Below are 18,329 nucleotides of genomic sequence, written 5' to 3'. Positions count from 1 at the left end.
TCCGATTTTTTCAGGTTTATCCAAAACAGGATGAACGATTTAAGTGCTTGGCCTTACTTAACGGAGAACCATTAAGACTTAGGACGCTTGGCGCCGTACTTGGAACGACCTTGACGACGGTCGTTCACACCGGCGGTATCCAGGGCACCACGAACAGTGTGGTAGCGAACACCCGGCAAGTCTTTTACACGACCGCCGCGGATCAGCACTACGGAGTGCTCCTGCAGGTTGTGACCTTCACCACCAATGTAGGAGGTAACTTCAAAACCGTTGGTCAGACGAACACGGCACACTTTACGCAGTGCAGAGTTCGGCTTCTTCGGGGTGGTGGTGTACACACGAGTGCAAACACCACGTTTTTGAGGGCACGCTTCCAGCGCAGGAACGTTGGTCTTTTTAACCTTGTCCTTACGCGGCTTACGTACCAGCTGGTTAACAGTAGCCATTAAAATCTCCTGATTAGCTTCAACTACTCAGTTTTAGGTGCGAAAAATCGATCCCCGCATATGGGGGACGCGAAATTTTAAGCACCTGCCAGGTAGGTGTCAAGAATTAGCCAAAGGCCTTGGTGGCTTTATCGCCACAGAATAAAAAGGGGCGCCTCTCGGCGCCCCTTACTTTACCGATATACGGCCAGATTACTGGTCGTTCGGGCCAGCAGCGTTCAGCAGATCCGCCAGGTTCTGCTCAGCTTCGGAAGCGGTCACCGCAGGGGTGGCCTCTTCACTCTTCTGCTGACGGCTACGGTGGTAAGCGTAACCGGTACCCGCCGGAATCAGACGACCCACAGTCACGTTCTCTTTCAGACCGCGCAGATCGTCACGCTTGCCGTAAGTGGCAGCGTCGGTCAGGACGCGAGTGGTCTCCTGGAAGGAGGCCGCAGAGATGAAGGACTCGGTCGCCAGAGACGCCTTGGTGATACCCAGCAGCTCACGCTCGAAGGTCGCAGGTTGCTTGCCTTCGGCCAGCAGGTCGCGGTTCGCCTGGTTAACGCGGGCCACTTCGGCCTGCTCACCAGACAGGAACTCAGAGTCGCCGCCGTCTACGATGATGCACTTACGCAGCATCTGGCGAATCACCACCTCGATGTGCTTATCGTTAATCTTCACACCCTGCAGGCGGTATACGTCCTGAACCTCGTTAACGATGTAGTTCGCTACGGCATGGATGCCACGCAGACGCAGAATGTCGTGCGGAGCCTCCGGACCATCAGCGATCACTTCGCCACGCTCAACCTTCTCACCTTCGAACACGTTCAGGTTACGCCACTTCGGAATCATCTCCTCGTAGGGCTGACCGCCATCGTGCGGGGTGATAACCAGACGGCGCTTACCTTTGGTCTCTTTACCGAAGGAGATGGTACCGGTGATTTCAGCCAGGATAGCCGGCTCTTTCGGCTTACGGGCTTCAAACAGGTCGGCCACGCGCGGCAGACCACCGGTAATATCCTTGGTACCGCCGGATTCCTGCGGAATACGAGCCAGAGCGTCACCCACGCGTACAGTGGAGCCATCTTCGATGCTCACAATCGCGTGGCCACCCAGGAAGTACTGGGCAGGCACTTCGGTGCCCGGGATCAGGATGTCGTTACCAGACTCGTCGATCAGCTTCACCATCGGGCGCATCTCTTTACCCGCGCTGGTACGCTGAGCCACGTCGAGGATCACGATGCTGGACAGACCGGTCAGTTCGTCGGTCTGCTTGGTCATGGTGACGCCTTCAACCATGTCTACGAACTGAATGCGACCTTCCACCTCGGTGATAATCGGGTGAGTGTGCGGATCCCAGTTCACAACGATATCGCCAGCGTTGACGGCATCGCCTTCGCTCTTGTCCAGAACCGCACCGTAAGGCAGCTTGTAACGCTCCTTCTCACGACCCAGGTCGTCGATAACAGCCAGTTCAGTAGAACGGGAGGTTACAACAATCTTGCCGTCGGCGTTGGTCACGTACTTGGCGTTCTGAAGCTTCAGGATACCGCTGTTCTTAACCTGTACGTTGCTCTCGGCAGAAGCACGAGAAGCCGCACCACCAATGTGGAACGTACGCATGGTCAGCTGGGTACCCGGCTCACCGATGGACTGAGCAGCAACCACACCGATCGCCTCACCTTGGGCCACCAGGTGACCACGGGCCAGGTCGCGACCGTAACAGTGGGCACACACACCGAAGTCGGTTTCACAGGTGATCACGGAGCGTACCTGGATTTCATCCAGAGAGTTCGCTTCGATAACGTCACACCACTTCTCGTCGAGCAGGGTGTTACGCGGGATCAGTACAACGTCTTCGCTGCCCGGCTTCAGTACGTCCTGAGCAACCACACGACCCAGTACGCGCTCACGCAGCGGCTCAACCACGTCACCACCTTCAATCAGCGGCTTAACGGAGATGCCTTCTACGGAACCACAGTCCTGCTCAACGATCACCAGATCCTGAGACACGTCTACCAGACGACGAGTCAGGTAACCGGAGTTCGCGGTCTTCAGTGCGGTATCCGCCAGACCCTTACGAGCACCGTGGGTTGAGATGAAGTACTGCTGTACGTTCAGACCTTCACGGAAGTTGGCCACAATCGGGGTTTCGATAATGGAGCCATCCGGCTTGGCCATCAGGCCACGCATACCAGCAAGCTGACGGATCTGAGCGGCACTACCACGAGCGCCGGAGTCAGCCATCATAAAGATGCTGTTGAAGGACTTCTGCTCTTCCTCATTACCGTCACGGTTGATCACAGTGTCGGTCTTGAGGTTTTCCATCATCGCCTTGGAGACTTTCTCGTTGGCGCTGGCCCAGATGTCGATCACCTTGTTGTAGCGCTCACCGGCGGTCACAAGACCAGCCTGGAACTGCTCGGAGATCTCCGCCACTTCCTCTTCGGCAGCAGCAACGATCTCTTTCTTGGCGTCCGGGATCACCATGTCGTTGATACCTACTGAGGTACCGGACACAGTGGCGAAGTGGAAACCGGTGTACATCAGCTGGTCAGCGAAGATTACGGTCGCTTTCAGGCCCAGTACACGGTAGCAGCTGTTCAGAACCGCAGAGATCGGCTTCTTACCCATGTCCTGGTTGATCAGTTCGAAAGGCAGGCCCTTCGGCAGGATCATGGACAGGATGGAACGGCCAATGGTGGTGTCGACGATCTTACGCTCTTCGACGATCTCACCCTCTTCGGTCTTGTAGCTGTCGGTGATGCGAACCTTCACGCGAGCGTGCAGGTCAACCAGACCGGCGCGGTACACCTTTTCTGCTTCCTCAACGGAAGAGAACACCATGCCTTCGCCTTTGCCGTTCACCTTTTCACGGGTCATGTAGTACAGACCCAGTACCACGTCCTGAGACGGTACGATGATCGGGTCACCGGAGGCGGGCGGCAGGATGTTGTTGGTGGACATCATCAGCGCACGGGCTTCCAGCTGGGCTTCCAGGGTCAGCGGTACGTGTACCGCCATCTGGTCGCCGTCGAAGTCCGCGTTATAGGCCGCACACACCAGCGGGTGCAGTTGGATCGCTTTACCTTCGATCAGTACCGGCTCGAACGCCTGGATACCCAGACGGTGCAGGGTCGGTGCACGGTTCAGCAGAACCGGGTGTTCACGGATCACTTCGTCCAGAACGTCCCACACCTCAGCCACTTCACGCTCTACCATCTTCTTGGCAGCTTTGATGGTGGTGGCCAGGCCACGGGCTTCCAGCTTGCCGTAGATGAAGGGCTTGAACAGCTCCAGAGCCATCTTCTTCGGCAGACCACACTGATGCAGACGCAGAGTCGGACCTACGGTAATTACGGAACGACCGGAGTAGTCCACGCGCTTACCCAGCAGGTTCTGACGGAAGCGACCTTGCTTACCCTTGATCATGTCAGCCAGCGACTTCAGCGGGCGACGGTTGGAGCCGGTGATGGCACGACCGCGACGGCCGTTATCCAGCAGGGCATCCACGGACTCTTGAAGCATCCGCTTTTCGTTGCGCACGATGATGTCCGGAGCCGCCAGGTCAAGCAGGCGCTTCAGACGGTTGTTACGGTTGATCACGCGGCGGTACAGGTCGTTCAGATCGGAGGTCGCGAAGCGGCCACCGTCGAGCGGTACCAGCGGACGCAGATCCGGCGGCAGAACCGGCAGAACGCCCATGATCATCCACTCCGGCTTGTTGCCAGAGTTGTAGAAGGCTTCCATCAGCTTAAGACGCTTGGTCAGCTTCTTACGCTTGGTTTCGGAGTTGGTCTGGGGCAGCTCTTCGCGCATTACCGCGATTTCACCTTCCAGATCGATGTCCTTCAGCAGCTGCTGAACGGCCTCGGCACCCATGCGGGCGTCGAACTCGTCACCATGCTCTTCCAGGGCATCCAGATACTCCTCTTCGGTCAGCATCTGGCCGCGCTCCAGGGCGGTCATGCCCGGCTCGATAACCACGTAGCTTTCGAAGTACAGCACCCGCTCGATGTCACGCAGGGTCATGTCCAGCAACAGACCAATACGGGACGGCAGGGACTTCAGGAACCAGATGTGGGCAACCGGAGAAGCCAGCTCGATGTGACCCATGCGCTCACGACGCACTTTGGTCTGGGTCACTTCAACGCCACACTTCTCACAGATCACACCGCGGTGCTTGAGACGCTTGTACTTGCCACACAGACACTCATAGTCCTTCACCGGACCAAAGATGCGGGCACAGAACAGACCGTCACGCTCCGGCTTGAACGTACGGTAGTTGATGGTTTCCGGCTTCTTCACTTCACCGAAAGACCAGCTGCGGATCATGTCCGGCGACGCAAGGCCGATCTTGATGCCGTTAAATTCTTCGGACGCATTCTGTTTCTTAAGAAACTGAAGTAAGTCTTTCACGATCGTCTCCTAAATGGAGGTTTTAACCCGTGTGCCCCGCCCGCAAGCGGGGCACTCGACCGATACCAGGCTGCCTAGGCAGCGGACGGCTTATTCCTGATCCAACTCGATGTTGATACCCAGAGAACGGATCTCTTTAAGTACCACGTTGAAGGATTCAGGCATGCCAGGTTGCATCTGGTAGTTACCGTCCACGATGTTCTTGTACATCTGGGTACGGCCGTTAACGTCATCAGACTTAACGGTGAGCATTTCCTGCAGCGTGTAAGCCGCACCGTAGGCCTGCAGGGCCCACACTTCCATCTCACCGAAACGCTGACCACCGAACTGAGCCTTACCACCCAGCGGCTGCTGGGTAACCAAGCTGTAGGAACCGGTGGAACGGGCGTGCATCTTGTCGTCTACCAAGTGGTTCAGCTTCAGCATGTACATGTAGCCAACAGTGACCGGACGCTCGAAAGCGTTACCAGTACGGCCATCGAACAGCGTGAACTGACCGGAATCCGGCAGCTCGGCCAGACGCAGCATGTCTTTGATTTCCGCTTCTGCTGCACCGTCAAACGCCGGGGTAGCAATCGGCAGACCGCCCTTCAGGTTATCGGCCAGACGCAGAACTTCGGCATCAGAGAAGGTGGACAGGTCCACTTTCTGCTGGGTGTTGCCCAGGTCGTAGGCTTTCTGCATGAACTCACGCAGTTCCTCAACCTTGCGCTGCTGCTCCAGCATGCCGTTGATCTTGTCACCGATGCCCTTAGCAGCCATACCCAGGTGAACTTCCAGGATCTGACCGATGTTCATACGGGACGGTACACCCAGCGGGTTCAGAACGATGTCCACCGGCACGCCGTTTTCGTCGTGCGGCATGTCTTCAACAGGAACAATGGTGGAGATTACACCCTTGTTACCGTGACGACCGGCCATCTTATCGCCCGGCTGAATGCGACGCTTAACCGCCAGGTAAACCTTAACGATCTTCAGTACGCCCGGGGCCAAATCATCGCCCTGGGTGATCTTGCGACGCTTGATTTCGAACTTCTTGTCGAAATCAGCCTTCAGCTCTTCGTACTGATCAGCCAGCTGCTCCAGTTCGGTCTGCTTGGCTTCGTTGTCCAGCGGCTGCTCCAGCCACTTGTCGCGAGACAGTTTTTCCAACTGAGCTTCGGTGAAGCCAGCACCCAGCAACAGAGTGCGGGCACGGTCGTAGACACCGTTTTCCAGGATGCTGAACTCTTCAGTCAGATCCTTCTTGGCGTCACGCAGCTGCATGTTCTCGATGTCAACGGCACGCTTGTCCTTCTCTACGCCATCGCGGGTAAAGACCTGAACATCGATAACGGTACCGTAAACGCCGTTAGGCACACGCAGAGAGGAGTCCTTAACGTCGGACGCCTTCTCACCGAAGATGGCGCGCAGCAGCTTCTCTTCCGGAGTGAGCTGGGTTTCACCTTTCGGAGTTACCTTACCCACCAGGATGTCGCCCGGCTTCATCTCAGCGCCCACGTACACGATGCCGGACTCGTCCAGTTTGGACAGAGCGGATTCGCCCACGTTGGGGATATCAGCGGTGATCTCTTCCGGACCCAGCTTGGTGTCACGAGCAATACAGGACAGTTCCTGAATGTGGATGGTGGTCAGGCGATCTTCCTGAACCACACGCTCGGACAGCAGGATGGAGTCCTCAAAGTTGTAACCGTTCCAGGTCATGAACGCGACGCGCAGGTTCTGACCCAGTGCCAGATCACCCAGGTCGGTGGACGGGCCATCGGCCAGTACGTCACCACGGGTTACCGGCTCACCAACCGCACACACAGGGCGCTGGTTGATGCAGGTGTTCTGGTTAGAACGGGTGTATTTGGTCAGGTTGTAGATGTCGATACCGGCTTCACCGGCCATCAGCTCATCTTCGCTCACCTTAACCACGATGCGGGAAGCATCCACGTAGTCGATCACACCGCCACGCTTGGCCACCACGGTTACACCGGAGTCAACCGCTACCGCACGCTCAATACCAGTACCTACCAGCGGCTTGTCAGCCTTCAGGGTCGGAACGGCCTGACGCTGCATGTTCGCACCCATCAAGGCACGGTTAGCATCGTCGTGCTCCAGGAACGGAATCAGAGACGCCGCCACGGAGATGATCTGCTGCGGAGACACGTCCATGAAGTTCACCTGATCGGCGGTGGCGAAGATGGATTCGCCCTTCTGACGCGCTGCTACCAGTTCGTCCACCAGATTGCCTTCTTCGTCCAGCTGGGCGTTAGCCTGAGCGATAACGAAGTTGCTCTCTTCAATGGCAGACAGGTACTCAACCTCTTCGGTCACCTTGCCGTCGATTACGCGACGGAACGGGGTTTCCAGGAAGCCGTACTCGTTGGTGCGAGCAAAGGTAGACAGGGAGTTGATCAGACCGATGTTCGGACCTTCAGGGGTCTCAATCGGACACAGACGACCGTAGTGAGTCGGGTGTACGTCTCGAACCTCAAAGCCGGCACGCTCACGGGTCAGACCGCCCGGACCAAGCGCGGAGATACGACGCTTGTGAGTCACTTCGGACAGCGGGTTGTTCTGATCCATAAACTGGGACAGCTGGGAAGAGCCAAAGAACTCTTTCACCGCTGCGGAGATCGGCTTGGCGTTGATCAGGTCCTGAGGCATCAGGGCATCCAGATCACCCAGAGACAGACGCTCACGAACGGCACGCTCTACACGCACCAGACCAACACGGAACTGGTTTTCAGCCATCTCGCCCACAGAGCGAATACGACGGTTACCCAGGTGGTCGATGTCGTCCACTTCATCGTTACCGTTGCGGATCTCAATGATCTTACGCATTACGTCAACGATGTCTTCTTTGGTCAGGATGCCAACGCCGGTGGACTCATCACGGCCCAGACGACGGTTGAACTTCATCCGACCAACGGTGGACAGGTCGTAGCGATCTTCAGAGAAGAACAGGTTCTCGAACAGCGCTTCCGCGGCTTCGCGGGTCGGCGGCTCGCCAGGGCGCATCATGCGGTAGATCTCAACCAGCGCTTCCATGCGGTCAGAGGTGCTGTCCGCCTGCAGGGTGGTGGAGATGTACGGGCCGTGGTCGAGATCGTTGGTGTACAGAGTCTCGAAAGACTTAACGCCAGCCTGAGACAGCTTGGCCACGTCTTCCAGGGACAGTTCCTGGTTCGCGTGTACAACAACTTCACCGGTCGCTTCGTCGATGTAGTCCTGGGCGGTCACTTTGCCAACCAGGTACTCAACCTGCACTTCCAGTTGCTTAACGTCGCCTTTTTCCAGCTGACGGATGTGGCGAGCAGTCACACGACGGCCCTTCTCCACGATCAGATCGCCATTGTTGTCCTTGATGTCAAACAGGGCGGTTTCGCCACGCAGACGATCAGGGATCAGGTCCATCACCAGCTTGTCTTTCTTCAGAGAGAACTGAACCTTCTCGAAGAACAGATCCAGGATCTCCTGGGTGGAGTAACCCAGAGCGCGCAGGATGATGGAGGCCGGCAGTTTGCGGCGACGGTCGATACGAACGAACAGGTTGTCCTTCGGATCGAATTCGAAGTCCAGCCAGGAGCCACGGTACGGGATAACCCGCGCGTTGTAGAGCACCTTGCCGGAGGAGTGGGTCTTACCTTTGTCGTGATCGAAGAACACGCCCGGGCTGCGGTGCAGCTGGGATACGATCACACGCTCGGTACCGTTGATCACAAAGGTACCGTTCTCGGTCATGAGCGGGATATCGCCCATGTACACTTCCTGCTCCTTGATGTCCTTCACGGCACCACCGGCCTCTTTGTCCATCAGGACCAGGCGCAGTTTTACACGAAGGGGAGCGGAATAGGTTACGCCGCGGATTTGACACTCTTTAACGTCAAATACCGGCTCGCCCAGCTTATAGCTGACGTACTGCAGCTCGGAGTAACCGGAAAAGCTCTTGATGGGGAATACGCTGCGGAAGGCCGCTTCCAGGCCGCGCTCGCCATCGGGATCCTGCTCGAGGAAGTTTTGGAACGAGTCCAGCTGGATTGAAAGCAGGTAAGGAACGTCCAGTACCTTGGGACGCTTACCAAAATCCTTGCGGATGCGTTTTTTCTCGAAATCGGAGTAAACCATGTGGTTCCTCTGCTCGTGATTGAAGATCCAAAATGCGCTCTAAATGAGGCATTTCGTCCTAAATGCGCAAGAACCCAACCAATAATCTCTGCCAGGCCCGCGTTCCAAGATGGGGAAGCAAACCCTTCTCGGGTTTGCTTGCGCTCATAGCGCAAAAGGGCCGGTGGTCAAATAACCACCAGCCCAACCTGATTGCTCAGGTCAATAAGCTAGAAGATAGCTTATTTGAGCTCAACTTTACAGCCGGCTTCTTCCAGGTCTTTCTTCAGAGCTTCGGCTTCTTCTTTAGAGATGCCTTCTTTGATAGCTGCCGGAGCAGATTCTACCAGAGCTTTAGCTTCTTTCAGACCCAGGCCAGTTGCGCCGCGAACTGCTTTAATAGCGCCAACTTTGTTGGAACCAGCTTCAGCCAGAACTACGTCGAACTCGGTCTTCTCTTCAGCAGCAGCAGCATCGCCGGCGCCACCAGCTACAACAGCAGCAGCAGCAGAAACACCGAACTTCTCTTCCATAGCTTCGATCAGTTCAACAACTTCCATTACAGACATAGCTGCAACGGCTTCGATGATTTGGTCTTTGGTGATAGACATTACTAACAATCCTAAAAATTACTGTAAAAGGTTAAGCGGCCAACAGAATTAGGCAGCTTGCTCTTCTTTTTGGTCGCGCAGAGCAGCCAGAGTACGAACCAGCTTGCCAGCAGATGCTTCCTTCATGGTCATCATCAACTGTGCAATCGCTTCTTCGTAAGTCGGCAGCTTAGCCAGACGGTCAATCTGCTCGGCAGGGATCAGCTCCCCTTCGTATGCCAGTGCTTTGACCTCAAAAGCTTGCTCATCTTTGGCGAAGTCTTTGAACAGACGCGCCGCAGCACCGGGGTGCTCGATAGAGAAAGCGATCAGGGTCGGACCAACAAATGCGTCGCTCAGGCACTCGTAAGAGGTACCTTCAACAGCGCGCTTGGCCAGAGTGTTACGCACAACGCGCATAACAACACCAGCTTCACGAGCTTGCTTACGCAGAGCGGTCATCTTGCCTACAGTTACGCCGCGACAGTCGGCAACAACAGCAGACAGAGCACCTTTGGCAGCTTCATTGACCTCAGCAACAATTGCTTTCTTGCCTTCGAGGTTCATTGCCATTGGGCTTCACTCCTGGATTCCACCTAGGCTTGCGCCTAGAAACTTAACAACCCCAGAAACTGGGGGATTCCATACGGCGGGGAGTTCCAGAAGATTAGAAATCTTCTTCAGGTCCTTCACCGTCTACGCAGGAAATTAAGGAGCCGGGGCTCCACCTGCGGTCTTGGACGAAAGTCCGAATGTCGCCATCCGGACTTCGACCTCAGGGCGCGAAATTATACAGGAAATCACGCGCCCTGCAAATTAGGCTTGCGCTTCCAGAGTCGCCTGGTCAACCGCAACACCAGCACCCATGGTGGTAGAGATGGTCACTTTCTTAACGAAGGTGCCCTTAGCAGAAGCAGGCTTGGCCTTCTTCAGTGCTACCAGCAGGGATTCCAGGTTTTCTTTCAGCTTCTCAGCGTCGAAGTCAACCTTACCGATGGTGGTGTGGATGATACCGTTCTTGTCGTTACGGTAGCGAACCTGACCAGCTTTGGCGTTCTTAACCGCTTCAGCTACGTTCGGGGTTACAGTACCGGTCTTCGGGTTCGGCATCAGGCCACGCGGACCCAGGATCTGACCCAGCTGACCAACAACGCGCATCGCATCCGGAGAAGCGATAACTACGTCGAAGTTCATCTCGCCAGCTTTAACCTGAGCAGCCAGTTCGTCCATACCTACCAGGTCAGCACCAGCTTCTTTGGCGGCATCGGCGTTGGCGCCTTGAGTGAACACGGCTACGCGTACGTCGCGGCCAGTGCCGTGCGGCAGTACAGTGGCACCGCGTACGTTCTGGTCGGATTTACGAGCATCGATGCCCAGGTTTACAGCAACGTCTACGCTCTCAACGAACTTGGCAGTAGCCAGTTCTTTCAGCAGAGCAACAGCTTCGTTGATGTCGTACTCGCGAGTGGCGTCAACCTTCTCACGGATTACGCGCATGCGCTTAGAGATCTTAGCCATCGATTAGTCCTCCACTACCAGGCCCATGGAACGGGCAGTACCAGCGATGGAGCGAACCATTGCATCGACGTCCGCACCAGTCATGTCAGCAGCCTTGGTTTCAGCGATTTCGCGCAGCTGAGCTTGGGTAACAGTACCCACTTTCTCAGTGTTCGGACGGCTGGAGCCAGACTTCAGACCAGCGGCTTTCTTCAGCAGAACGGAAGCCGGCGGAGTCTTGGTAACGAAAGTGAAGGAACGGTCAGCGTAAACGGTGATAACAACCGGGATCGGCAGACCTTTTTCCAGTTTTTCTGTACGAGCGTTAAACGCCTTACAGAATTCCATGATGTTTACGCCGTGCTGACCCAGAGCCGGACCTACCGGCGGAGACGGGTTAGCAGCACCAGCTGCAACTTGCAGCTTGATGTAGGCTTGGACTTTCTTAGCCATGAGTAATTACCTCAATTTGGGTTCAAGCGCCGAACAGAAATTCGGCTCCCCGATGAAAAAGGGGCGGCGAATTATAGCCAAATTCGCCGCCCCAGGACAAACGCTTTCTTGACGATCTTTTGATCAGGACTTTTCGACCTGGCCAAACTCCAGTTCCACCGGAGTGGAACGGCCAAAGATCATCACGGACACCTTCAGGCGGCTCTTCTCGTAGTCCACCTCTTCCACGGTGCCGTTGAAATCGGCAAAGGGGCCGTCGGTAACACGAACCACTTCGCCCGGCTCGAAGATAGTGCGATGGCGCGGAGCCTCGCTGGCTTCCTGCAGACGGTTGAGAATCGCGTTAGCTTCCTTCTCAGTGATCGGAGCAGGACGGTCAGAAGTACCGCCAATGAAACCCATCACACGCGGCACGCTGCGTACCAGGTGCCAGGATTGGTCGTTCATCACCATCTGAACCAGCACGTAGCCAGGGAAGAACTTGCGCTCGCTCTTGCGACGCTGACCGGCACGCATCTCAACCACCTCTTCGGTGGGAACCAGCACCTCGCCAAAAAATTCTTCCATGCCATGCATCTGGATGTGCTCTTTCAGGGATTGGGCGACGCGCGCCTCAAAACCGGAGAAAGCCTGTACCACATACCAGCGCATTTTCGGTTGCTCAGACATTCAGTTATACCCCAGTAATCAGATTAACGATCCACACCAGGCCCATATCCAGCAGCCAGAGGCAGAACGCCATAAACGCGGTGGCGGCAAACACGATCAACGTGGTTTGAACCGTTTCCTGGCGAGTCGGCCACACGACCTTGCGGACTTCCATCCGGGACTCTTGTGCAAAAGCCCAACCTGCTTTGCCCTTCTCAGTCTGAGCGGCAATAAACAGGGCGATCGCAATCGCAACGACCACGCCAACAGCGCGGATCAGCACAGATTCAGCAGCAAAATAGTGGTTGCCCACTACTGCAGCGGCAAGGATCACTGCCACCAAACCCCACTTCAGAGTATCCATGGAGCTGCCTTGATTTTCAGTATTGGTACTCATTACAACAATCCCGTATTCGAGTCTGTAACACCCAACTGGTTTCGTCCAGCAAGTGTTGGTAGGCCGGCAGCTGCAGTTGGAACGCCTTCACTGGGCCATCCACCGGCAAAAAAGCAGCCCTAGATTCTATGCATTCTCACCATCGCTGACAAGACGACCAACCCGCGCAAACGCAAAAAGGGCGCCAAATGGCGCCCTTTTCTGGTTTAGTGCAGCCGTTGATTACTCAACGATGGTCGCTACTACACCAGCACCTACGGTACGGCCACCCTCACGGATAGCGAAACGCAGGCCTTCTTCCATCGCGATCGGAGCGATCAGGGTAACAGTCATCTGGATGTTGTCACCCGGCATTACCATCTCAACACCTTCCGGCAGCTCGATGGTGCCAGTGATGTCAGTGGTACGGAAGTAGAACTGAGGACGGTAGCCTTTGAAGAACGGGGTGTGACGACCACCTTCTTCTTTGGACAGTACGTAAACCTCAGAGGTGAACTTGGTGTGCGGGGTAATGGAGCCCGGCTTGGCCAGTACCTGACCACGCTCAACTTCTTCACGCTTGGTACCACGCAGCAGAACACCACAGTTCTCACCAGCGCGGCCTTCGTCCAGCAGCTTGCGGAACATTTCAACACCGGTACAGGTGGTCTTGGTGGTTTCTTTAACGCCAACGATTTCTACTTCGTCGCCAACTTTAACGATACCACGCTCAACACGACCGGTTACTACGGTACCACGGCCCTGGATGGAGAATACGTCTTCGATCGGCAGCAGGAAGGCACCGTCTACAGCACGCTCCGGCTCAGGGATGTAGGTGTCCAGAGCGTTAGCCAGCTCCAGGATCTTCTCTTCCCACTGAGCTTCGCCTTCCAGCGCTTTCAGAGCGGAACCCTGGATTACCGGAGTGTCGTCGCCCGGGAAGTCGTACTCGGACAGCAGTTCACGAACTTCCATCTCTACCAGCTCGAGCAGCTCTTCGTCATCAACCATGTCACACTTGTTCAGGAACACGATGATGTACGGTACGCCAACCTGACGGGACAGCAGGATGTGCTCACGAGTCTGCGGCATCGGGCCGTCAGTAGCAGCACATACCAGGATCGCGCCGTCCATCTGGGCAGCACCGGTGATCATGTTCTTAACGTAGTCGGCGTGGCCAGGGCAATCTACGTGAGCGTAGTGACGAGTTTCAGTGTCGTACTCAACGTGAGAAGCGGCGATGGTAATACCACGCTCACGCTCTTCCGGAGCGTTGTCGATCTGATCGAAAGCGCGAGCTTGACCACCGTGGGCTTTAGCCAGCACGTTGGTGATAGCAGCGGTCAGAGTGGTTTTACCGTGGTCAACGTGGCCGATGGTACCAACGTTAACGTGAGGTTTCGTACGTTCAAACTTTTCTTTAGACATGGTGTTGCCTCGATCCAAACGAAGTGGGTAGACCCACTGGGCTATTGGTACTCGGAAATTGAGTATAACAAGGAAAAATCGGCATGATGCGAGAGGAGTGGTGCTGATACCCAGATTTGAACTGGGGACCTCACCCTTACCAAGGGTGCGCTCTACCAACTGAGCTATATCAGCACTTAAAACTGGAGCGGGCAGCGGGAATCGAACCCGCATCTCTAGCTTGGAAGGCTAGGGTAATAGCCATTATACGATGCCCGCGATTTCCCTCGGGCAACTTGCCAGGGAGAAAATGGTGGAGGGGGAAGGATTCGAACCTTCGAAGGCGGAGCCGGCAGATTTACAGTCTGCTCCCTTTGGCCACTCGGGAACCCCTCCAAATTTGGTGCCGGCACCAAGAGTCGAACTCGGGACCTACTGATTACAAGTCAGTTGCTCTACCAACTGAGCTATGCCGGCACTGCACTAATGTGCGGAGCGCATGATAGGAAAACGGCCGATTCAGCGCAATAGGATTTTCAAAAAAAATCACTCAACCCGTGCAACTGATGAGCTTTTAACCAGAGAGCGAAGCGGTGAAAGACATGGTTAAACTCAGCCGCCCCGGGGGATTGCCATGCTGTACCTTTGCCAGTGGTTAAGGTAATGTCGCGGTCGCAAACTATGGAGAAACGATACCTTTGAACGCCCAGACCAAACTTGGTGCCTATCAGGGCTTTTCCCGCCGTCAATGGGCCGCCCTGCGGGACGCTGTTCCCCTTCCCCTCAGTGAAGAAGAGCTGGAGCGCTTACGGGGTATCAACGAGAGTGTCTCGCTGGAAGAGGTGGAAGCGGTCTATCTTCCTCTTTCCCGGTTGCTGAATCTGTACGTGCACTCCAATCAACGGCGTGGCGATGTGCTGCAGCAGTTTTTAGGCCGTCGCCCCTCCCGCGGGCCATACATCATCAGTGTTGCCGGCTCCGTTGCCGTGGGCAAAAGCACGACGGCCCGTATTCTTCAGGCTCTGTTGCAGCGCTGGCCTGAACATCCCCAGGTTGAACTCGTCACCACTGACGGGTTTCTCTATCCCCTAGAAGAGCTCAAGCGTAGGGACCTGCTCAAGCGTAAGGGTTTCCCTGAAAGCTACGACATTCGGATGCTGCTGGAGTTTGTCCGCGGCGTGAAGTCCGGTGAACGCACCGCTGCCCCGCTCTACTCTCACCTGAGCTACGACCGGATCCCGGATACCCATCAGGAGGTCAACAACCCGGATATCCTGATTCTGGAGGGGTTGAACGTATTGCAGAGCGGGATGGATTACCCGGATGGCAACCGCCCATTCGTCTCAGACTTCGTCGACTTCTCCATCTATGTGGATGCCGAAGAGGATCTGCTGAAGTCCTGGTATATCGACCGCTTTATCAGCTTTAGGGATGGCGCCTTTAAAGACCCCAACTCCTACTTCCACCACTACGCGCACTTAAGTGAAGGGGAAGCCCGTAAAACGGCCAGTAAGATTTGGGAAGAGATTAACGGACCCAACCTGAATCAGAACATCCTTCCCACCCGGGAGCGGGCGACCCTGATTTTGAGCAAAGGCGCCGAGCACCGCATTGAGCAGATAAGGCTGCGCGGTTAATCTCGCGCCCGCAAACTCAGCTCACCACCAGCAAAGCGTTTAACCGTACCGTCTGGCAGGGCCAATAACAGATGGCCTTGCTGGTCGATACCCCTCGCCACCCCTTCCAGGGTTTGGCTGCCCAGCAGCAATTTGACCGGCCGGTTCGCGAACTGGTCGCGCTGCTGCCAGCGCTCCACAAATGGCGCTAAACCTTCCTGCTCAAACGCCAGCAACCCTTGATCCAGATGGGTTAGGATTGCTCGAGCGAGTTGATTACGGTCCGGTATCTCCCACTCACCGCTCAGGTCGGCCCAGGGCTGGTCGATGCGGTTCGCGATCGACTCCGGCATGCTGACGTTAACGCCGCAGCCTATCACCAGTTCACATGCCTCACCCTGCTGTCCCGAAACCTCAACCAGGATGCCAGCAAGCTTTTTGCCACCGAGATAGATGTCATTGGGCCACTTGAGGGACAGCCCTTCTACTCCGAGAGACTCCAGCGCCTCACACAGCACCACACCAACCGCCAGACTCAATCCTGCCGCGGCAGCCAGACCCTGGTCCAAGCGCCAGAAGTAGGAAAGATAAAGGTGGGAAGCGATGGGCGATACCCAGGTACGCCCCCTTCGTCCTCTCCCGCTGGTCTGCATCTCAGCAAGACAGGCTTCGCCATTGACGGCTCGTTTTGCACGCTCGAGCATATAGCCGTTAGTGGACTCCACCTGCCAAAACAGATGGAGTGGTGCAGGGCGAGCCTCAGCGGCCAGAGCCTCTGGCGTCAGCAGACTTAAGGGACGGGAAAGCCGGTAACCTTTACCTTTAACCCGGTAAAGGTCGAGCCCCATCTCCTCCAAAGATTCAATATGGTTATGGATTGCAGCACGGGACACGCCAAGCTGTTCTGCCAGTAAAGCACCAGAATGAAACTGGCCATCTGAAAGTGCAGCAATCAGCTGCTGTCGAATCACAGGAAACACGTTTACCAGCCTGCTCCGCCCTGACCATCAAGGATCCGAACCTCCGGCTCCAACTCGATCCCATAACGGGCTTCAACCGTCGCAACGACATGTCGAGCCAGTGTGGTGATCTCCTCGGCCGTGGCCTTGTCACGGTTAACCAACACCAGGGCCTGCTCGGTATGAACGGCCGCATCTCCAACCTGGTAACCTTTGAGGCCGGCCTGATCGATCAGCCAGCCTGCCGGTACTTTCATCTCGCCCGGACCAGCAGGGTAACTTGGGATCTCTGGGTGTGAACGCTGGATGCGCTCAAACAAGACAGCATCGATCACCGGGTTCTTAAAAAAGCTACCCGCATTGCCCAACTGCTCCGGGTCAGGGAGCTTACTGGAACGGATCTGGCATACCGCCTCAAAGATGGCTGAGGGCGCCGCCTCCTCACCGAGCTGAGCTAACGGTCCGTACCCCAACTTGGGGGACCAGGCTTTCGGCAGCGCCAAACCCACCGCGACGACTACGGCCCGCCCTTTCAGAGCACCTTTGAAAATCGACTCACGGTAACCAAAGTGACACTCAGCGGCCGGCAAACGAACCACCTTGCCAAGCTCGCAGTCCCAGTAGTCGACATACTCACAGAAGTCTGCCAACTCGACTCCATAGGCACCGATGTTTTGTACCGGTGCCGCACCGACGGTTCCTGGAATCAGCGCCAGATTCTCAAGACCCGGCATCCCTTGCTCAAGAGACCAGGCCACAACCTCATGCCAGCCCTCGCCCGCTCCGAGGTGAAGACGAAAACAACCCGACGACTCGGACACCGTGCGCTCTTTGATGCGGTTCAGGATCACCAGCCCATTGAAGTCCTCGGTAAAGAGCAGATTGCTTCCACCGCCAACAACCAGTTTGGGCAGGCTTTGCCACTCCTCATTGCGATAGCATCGAGCCAGCGAATCCACACTGTCGACAACCACCAAGGCACGAGAACACACCGAAACACCAAAGGTGTGGTGCTCGGCAAGGTTCGCATCAAATGTCACAGAAACAGGCACAGTAAGGTCGATTCCACTCAATATCGGCAGGTGCCGGATTAAAAGAAGGCGCAGTCTACGTAATCTGAGCGGCCAGATCGACCACCTTGCGCAACTTTTCACCACCCCATTTTAGGCTTAGATCCCAGTATAAATCGGGAAAAGCGCTAAGAAAGAGAGCGTTACCGGATTCCTGAACAGTAGATGCCAACAAAAATTGGAGTAAAGAAAATGGCTCCAGGGGCTCGATTGGATTGTCTCGTTATCGATGGTCACACAGCGACGCAGGCCCGGAGCACGAGGCAGGGATGCCGACAGGAGGGAGCTCACAGGGGTGTGTTGTTACACCAGAGCGAGCAGACCCACTCAACCGTCCATACGCCAGAAACGAAAAAAACCAGCCGTTTGGGTGAGTCGGAACCGATGCAACGCATCGCAGTCCGGCGAGGTGGAGGCATGGATGCCGACAGGAGGGATCTCACAGGGATGTGTTGTTACACCAGAGCGAGCAGACCCACTCAACCGTCTATCCGCCAGAAACGAAAAAACCCAGCCGTTAGGCTGGGTTCTTCGTTATAGATGGCGGAGTGGACGGGACTCGAACCCGCGACCCCCGGCGTGACAGGCCGGTATTCTAACCAACTGAACTACCACTCCGCACCAAACTGGTTCTTTTCGCCAATATTATCGTTGAACTTCGCATCCTCGTTCAGTCACATAGCTCACTATGCTCCTGAAGTCGTCGCTTGTTCGCCTCAATCTTGGCAAAAAGCACTGCGTTTACCGCAGATTTTAATGGGTGCCTGGCGG

Annotated in this window: 13 protein-coding genes and 5 tRNA genes; 1 reads left to right on the top strand and 17 read right to left on the bottom strand. The window is 55.9% G+C overall.

The annotated features are described in order from the left end of the window. Positions 1-71: 71 nt before the first annotated feature. The 14 genes from rpsL to KUV52_RS15600 all read right to left on the bottom strand — a co-directional run bounded on the left by rpsL (position 72) and on the right by KUV52_RS15600 (position 14,390). Positions 72-446 carry a 30S ribosomal protein S12 gene (gene rpsL, locus KUV52_RS15665; RefSeq protein WP_013343773.1) on the bottom strand — a complete coding sequence of 125 codons (375 nt, stop codon included), beginning with the start codon at positions 444-446 and terminating at the stop codon, positions 72-74. A gap of 192 nt (positions 447-638) precedes the next feature. Next, positions 639-4,847: a DNA-directed RNA polymerase subunit beta' gene (gene rpoC / locus KUV52_RS15660; protein ID WP_222526891.1), complete on the bottom strand. Its 4,209-nt coding sequence runs from the start codon at positions 4,845-4,847 to the stop codon at positions 639-641. Between the two features lie 90 nt (positions 4,848-4,937). Continuing rightward, the gene (rpoB, locus tag KUV52_RS15655) at positions 4,938-8,963 is read right to left on the bottom strand and encodes a DNA-directed RNA polymerase subunit beta (protein ID WP_222526890.1); all 4,026 of its coding nucleotides are present in this window, start codon (positions 8,961-8,963) and stop codon (positions 4,938-4,940) included. 221 nt (positions 8,964-9,184) lie between these two features. Continuing rightward, positions 9,185-9,553 (bottom strand): 50S ribosomal protein L7/L12, encoded by a 369-nt coding sequence (rplL, locus tag KUV52_RS15650; protein ID WP_222526889.1) that lies wholly within the window; start codon positions 9,551-9,553, stop codon positions 9,185-9,187. A gap of 48 nt (positions 9,554-9,601) precedes the next feature. Beyond that, a complete protein-coding gene (gene rplJ, locus KUV52_RS15645) occupies positions 9,602-10,105 on the bottom strand; it encodes a 50S ribosomal protein L10 (protein ID WP_222526888.1) in 504 nt (167 codons plus the stop codon). A gap of 243 nt (positions 10,106-10,348) precedes the next feature. Next, on the bottom strand, positions 10,349-11,050 hold the full coding sequence (gene rplA, locus KUV52_RS15640; RefSeq protein ID WP_222526887.1) for a 50S ribosomal protein L1: 702 nt from the start codon (positions 11,048-11,050) through the stop codon (positions 10,349-10,351). Between the two features lie 3 nt (positions 11,051-11,053). Continuing rightward, complete coding sequence (gene rplK, locus KUV52_RS15635; RefSeq protein WP_222526886.1) at positions 11,054-11,482, bottom strand: 50S ribosomal protein L11; 429 nt, start codon at positions 11,480-11,482, stop codon at positions 11,054-11,056. 123 nt (positions 11,483-11,605) lie between these two features. Continuing rightward, positions 11,606-12,151: a transcription termination/antitermination protein NusG gene (nusG, locus tag KUV52_RS15630; RefSeq protein WP_222526885.1), complete on the bottom strand. Its 546-nt coding sequence runs from the start codon at positions 12,149-12,151 to the stop codon at positions 11,606-11,608. A 4-nt stretch (positions 12,152-12,155) separates the two neighbouring features. Continuing rightward, complete coding sequence (gene secE / locus KUV52_RS15625; RefSeq protein WP_222526884.1) at positions 12,156-12,527, bottom strand: preprotein translocase subunit SecE; 372 nt, start codon at positions 12,525-12,527, stop codon at positions 12,156-12,158. 222 nt (positions 12,528-12,749) lie between these two features. Further along, positions 12,750-13,934 (bottom strand): elongation factor Tu, encoded by a 1,185-nt coding sequence (gene tuf / locus KUV52_RS15620; RefSeq protein WP_222526883.1) that lies wholly within the window; start codon positions 13,932-13,934, stop codon positions 12,750-12,752. A 98-nt stretch (positions 13,935-14,032) separates the two neighbouring features. Then, positions 14,033-14,108, bottom strand: a tRNA-Thr gene (locus KUV52_RS15615). A gap of 9 nt (positions 14,109-14,117) precedes the next feature. Next, positions 14,118-14,192 (bottom strand) — tRNA-Gly (locus KUV52_RS15610). A 32-nt stretch (positions 14,193-14,224) separates the two neighbouring features. Then, a tRNA-Tyr gene (locus KUV52_RS15605) sits at positions 14,225-14,309 on the bottom strand. Between the two features lie 5 nt (positions 14,310-14,314). Further along, positions 14,315-14,390: transfer RNA gene (locus tag KUV52_RS15600), tRNA-Thr, on the bottom strand. Between the two features lie 221 nt (positions 14,391-14,611). On the opposite strand from KUV52_RS15600, the gene coaA reads away from it, so the two are divergent. Next, positions 14,612-15,550 (top strand): type I pantothenate kinase, encoded by a 939-nt coding sequence (gene coaA / locus KUV52_RS15595; RefSeq protein ID WP_222526882.1) that lies wholly within the window; start codon positions 14,612-14,614, stop codon positions 15,548-15,550. On the opposite strand, the gene birA is transcribed toward coaA, so the two are convergent. From birA to KUV52_RS15580, 3 genes are all read right to left on the bottom strand, one after another. Next, complete coding sequence (birA, locus tag KUV52_RS15590) at positions 15,547-16,500, bottom strand: bifunctional biotin--[acetyl-CoA-carboxylase] ligase/biotin operon repressor BirA (protein ID WP_315900218.1); 954 nt, start codon at positions 16,498-16,500, stop codon at positions 15,547-15,549. The genes coaA and birA overlap by 4 nt on opposite strands. Positions 16,501-16,511: 11 nt before the next feature. Continuing rightward, a complete protein-coding gene (murB, locus tag KUV52_RS15585; protein ID WP_222526880.1) occupies positions 16,512-17,528 on the bottom strand; it encodes a UDP-N-acetylmuramate dehydrogenase in 1,017 nt (338 codons plus the stop codon). A gap of 571 nt (positions 17,529-18,099) precedes the next feature. Further along, positions 18,100-18,176, bottom strand: a tRNA-Asp gene (locus tag KUV52_RS15580). Positions 18,177-18,329 lie beyond the last annotated feature (153 nt).

It is taken from the genome of Ferrimonas balearica (assembly GCF_019802055.1).
Classification (GTDB): Bacteria; Pseudomonadota; Gammaproteobacteria; order Enterobacterales; family Shewanellaceae; genus Ferrimonas; species Ferrimonas balearica_A.
The sequence above is the reverse complement of the archived record's forward strand: the minus strand, read 5'-3'. Positions and strand labels throughout refer to the sequence as shown.

What these genes read in the sequence shown, in the direction of transcription:
- rplL (WP_222526889.1), bottom strand. Translation starts at nt 9,553, where the DNA reads ATGTCTATCACCAAAGACCAAATCATCGAAGCCGTTGCAGCTATGTCT.
- rpsL (WP_013343773.1), bottom strand. Translation starts at nt 446, where the DNA reads ATGGCTACTGTTAACCAGCTGGTACGTAAGCCGCGTAAGGACAAGGTT.
- rpoB (WP_222526890.1), bottom strand. Translation starts at nt 8,963, where the DNA reads ATGGTTTACTCCGATTTCGAGAAAAAACGCATCCGCAAGGATTTTGGT.
- rplA (WP_222526887.1), bottom strand. Translation starts at nt 11,050, where the DNA reads ATGGCTAAGATCTCTAAGCGCATGCGCGTAATCCGTGAGAAGGTTGAC.
- rplK (WP_222526886.1), bottom strand. Translation starts at nt 11,482, where the DNA reads ATGGCTAAGAAAGTCCAAGCCTACATCAAGCTGCAAGTTGCAGCTGGT.
- nusG (WP_222526885.1), bottom strand. Translation starts at nt 12,151, where the DNA reads ATGTCTGAGCAACCGAAAATGCGCTGGTATGTGGTACAGGCTTTCTCC.
- tuf (WP_222526883.1), bottom strand. Translation starts at nt 13,934, where the DNA reads ATGTCTAAAGAAAAGTTTGAACGTACGAAACCTCACGTTAACGTTGGT.
- rplJ (WP_222526888.1), bottom strand. Translation starts at nt 10,105, where the DNA reads ATGGCAATGAACCTCGAAGGCAAGAAAGCAATTGTTGCTGAGGTCAAT.
- secE (WP_222526884.1), bottom strand. Translation starts at nt 12,527, where the DNA reads ATGAGTACCAATACTGAAAATCAAGGCAGCTCCATGGATACTCTGAAG.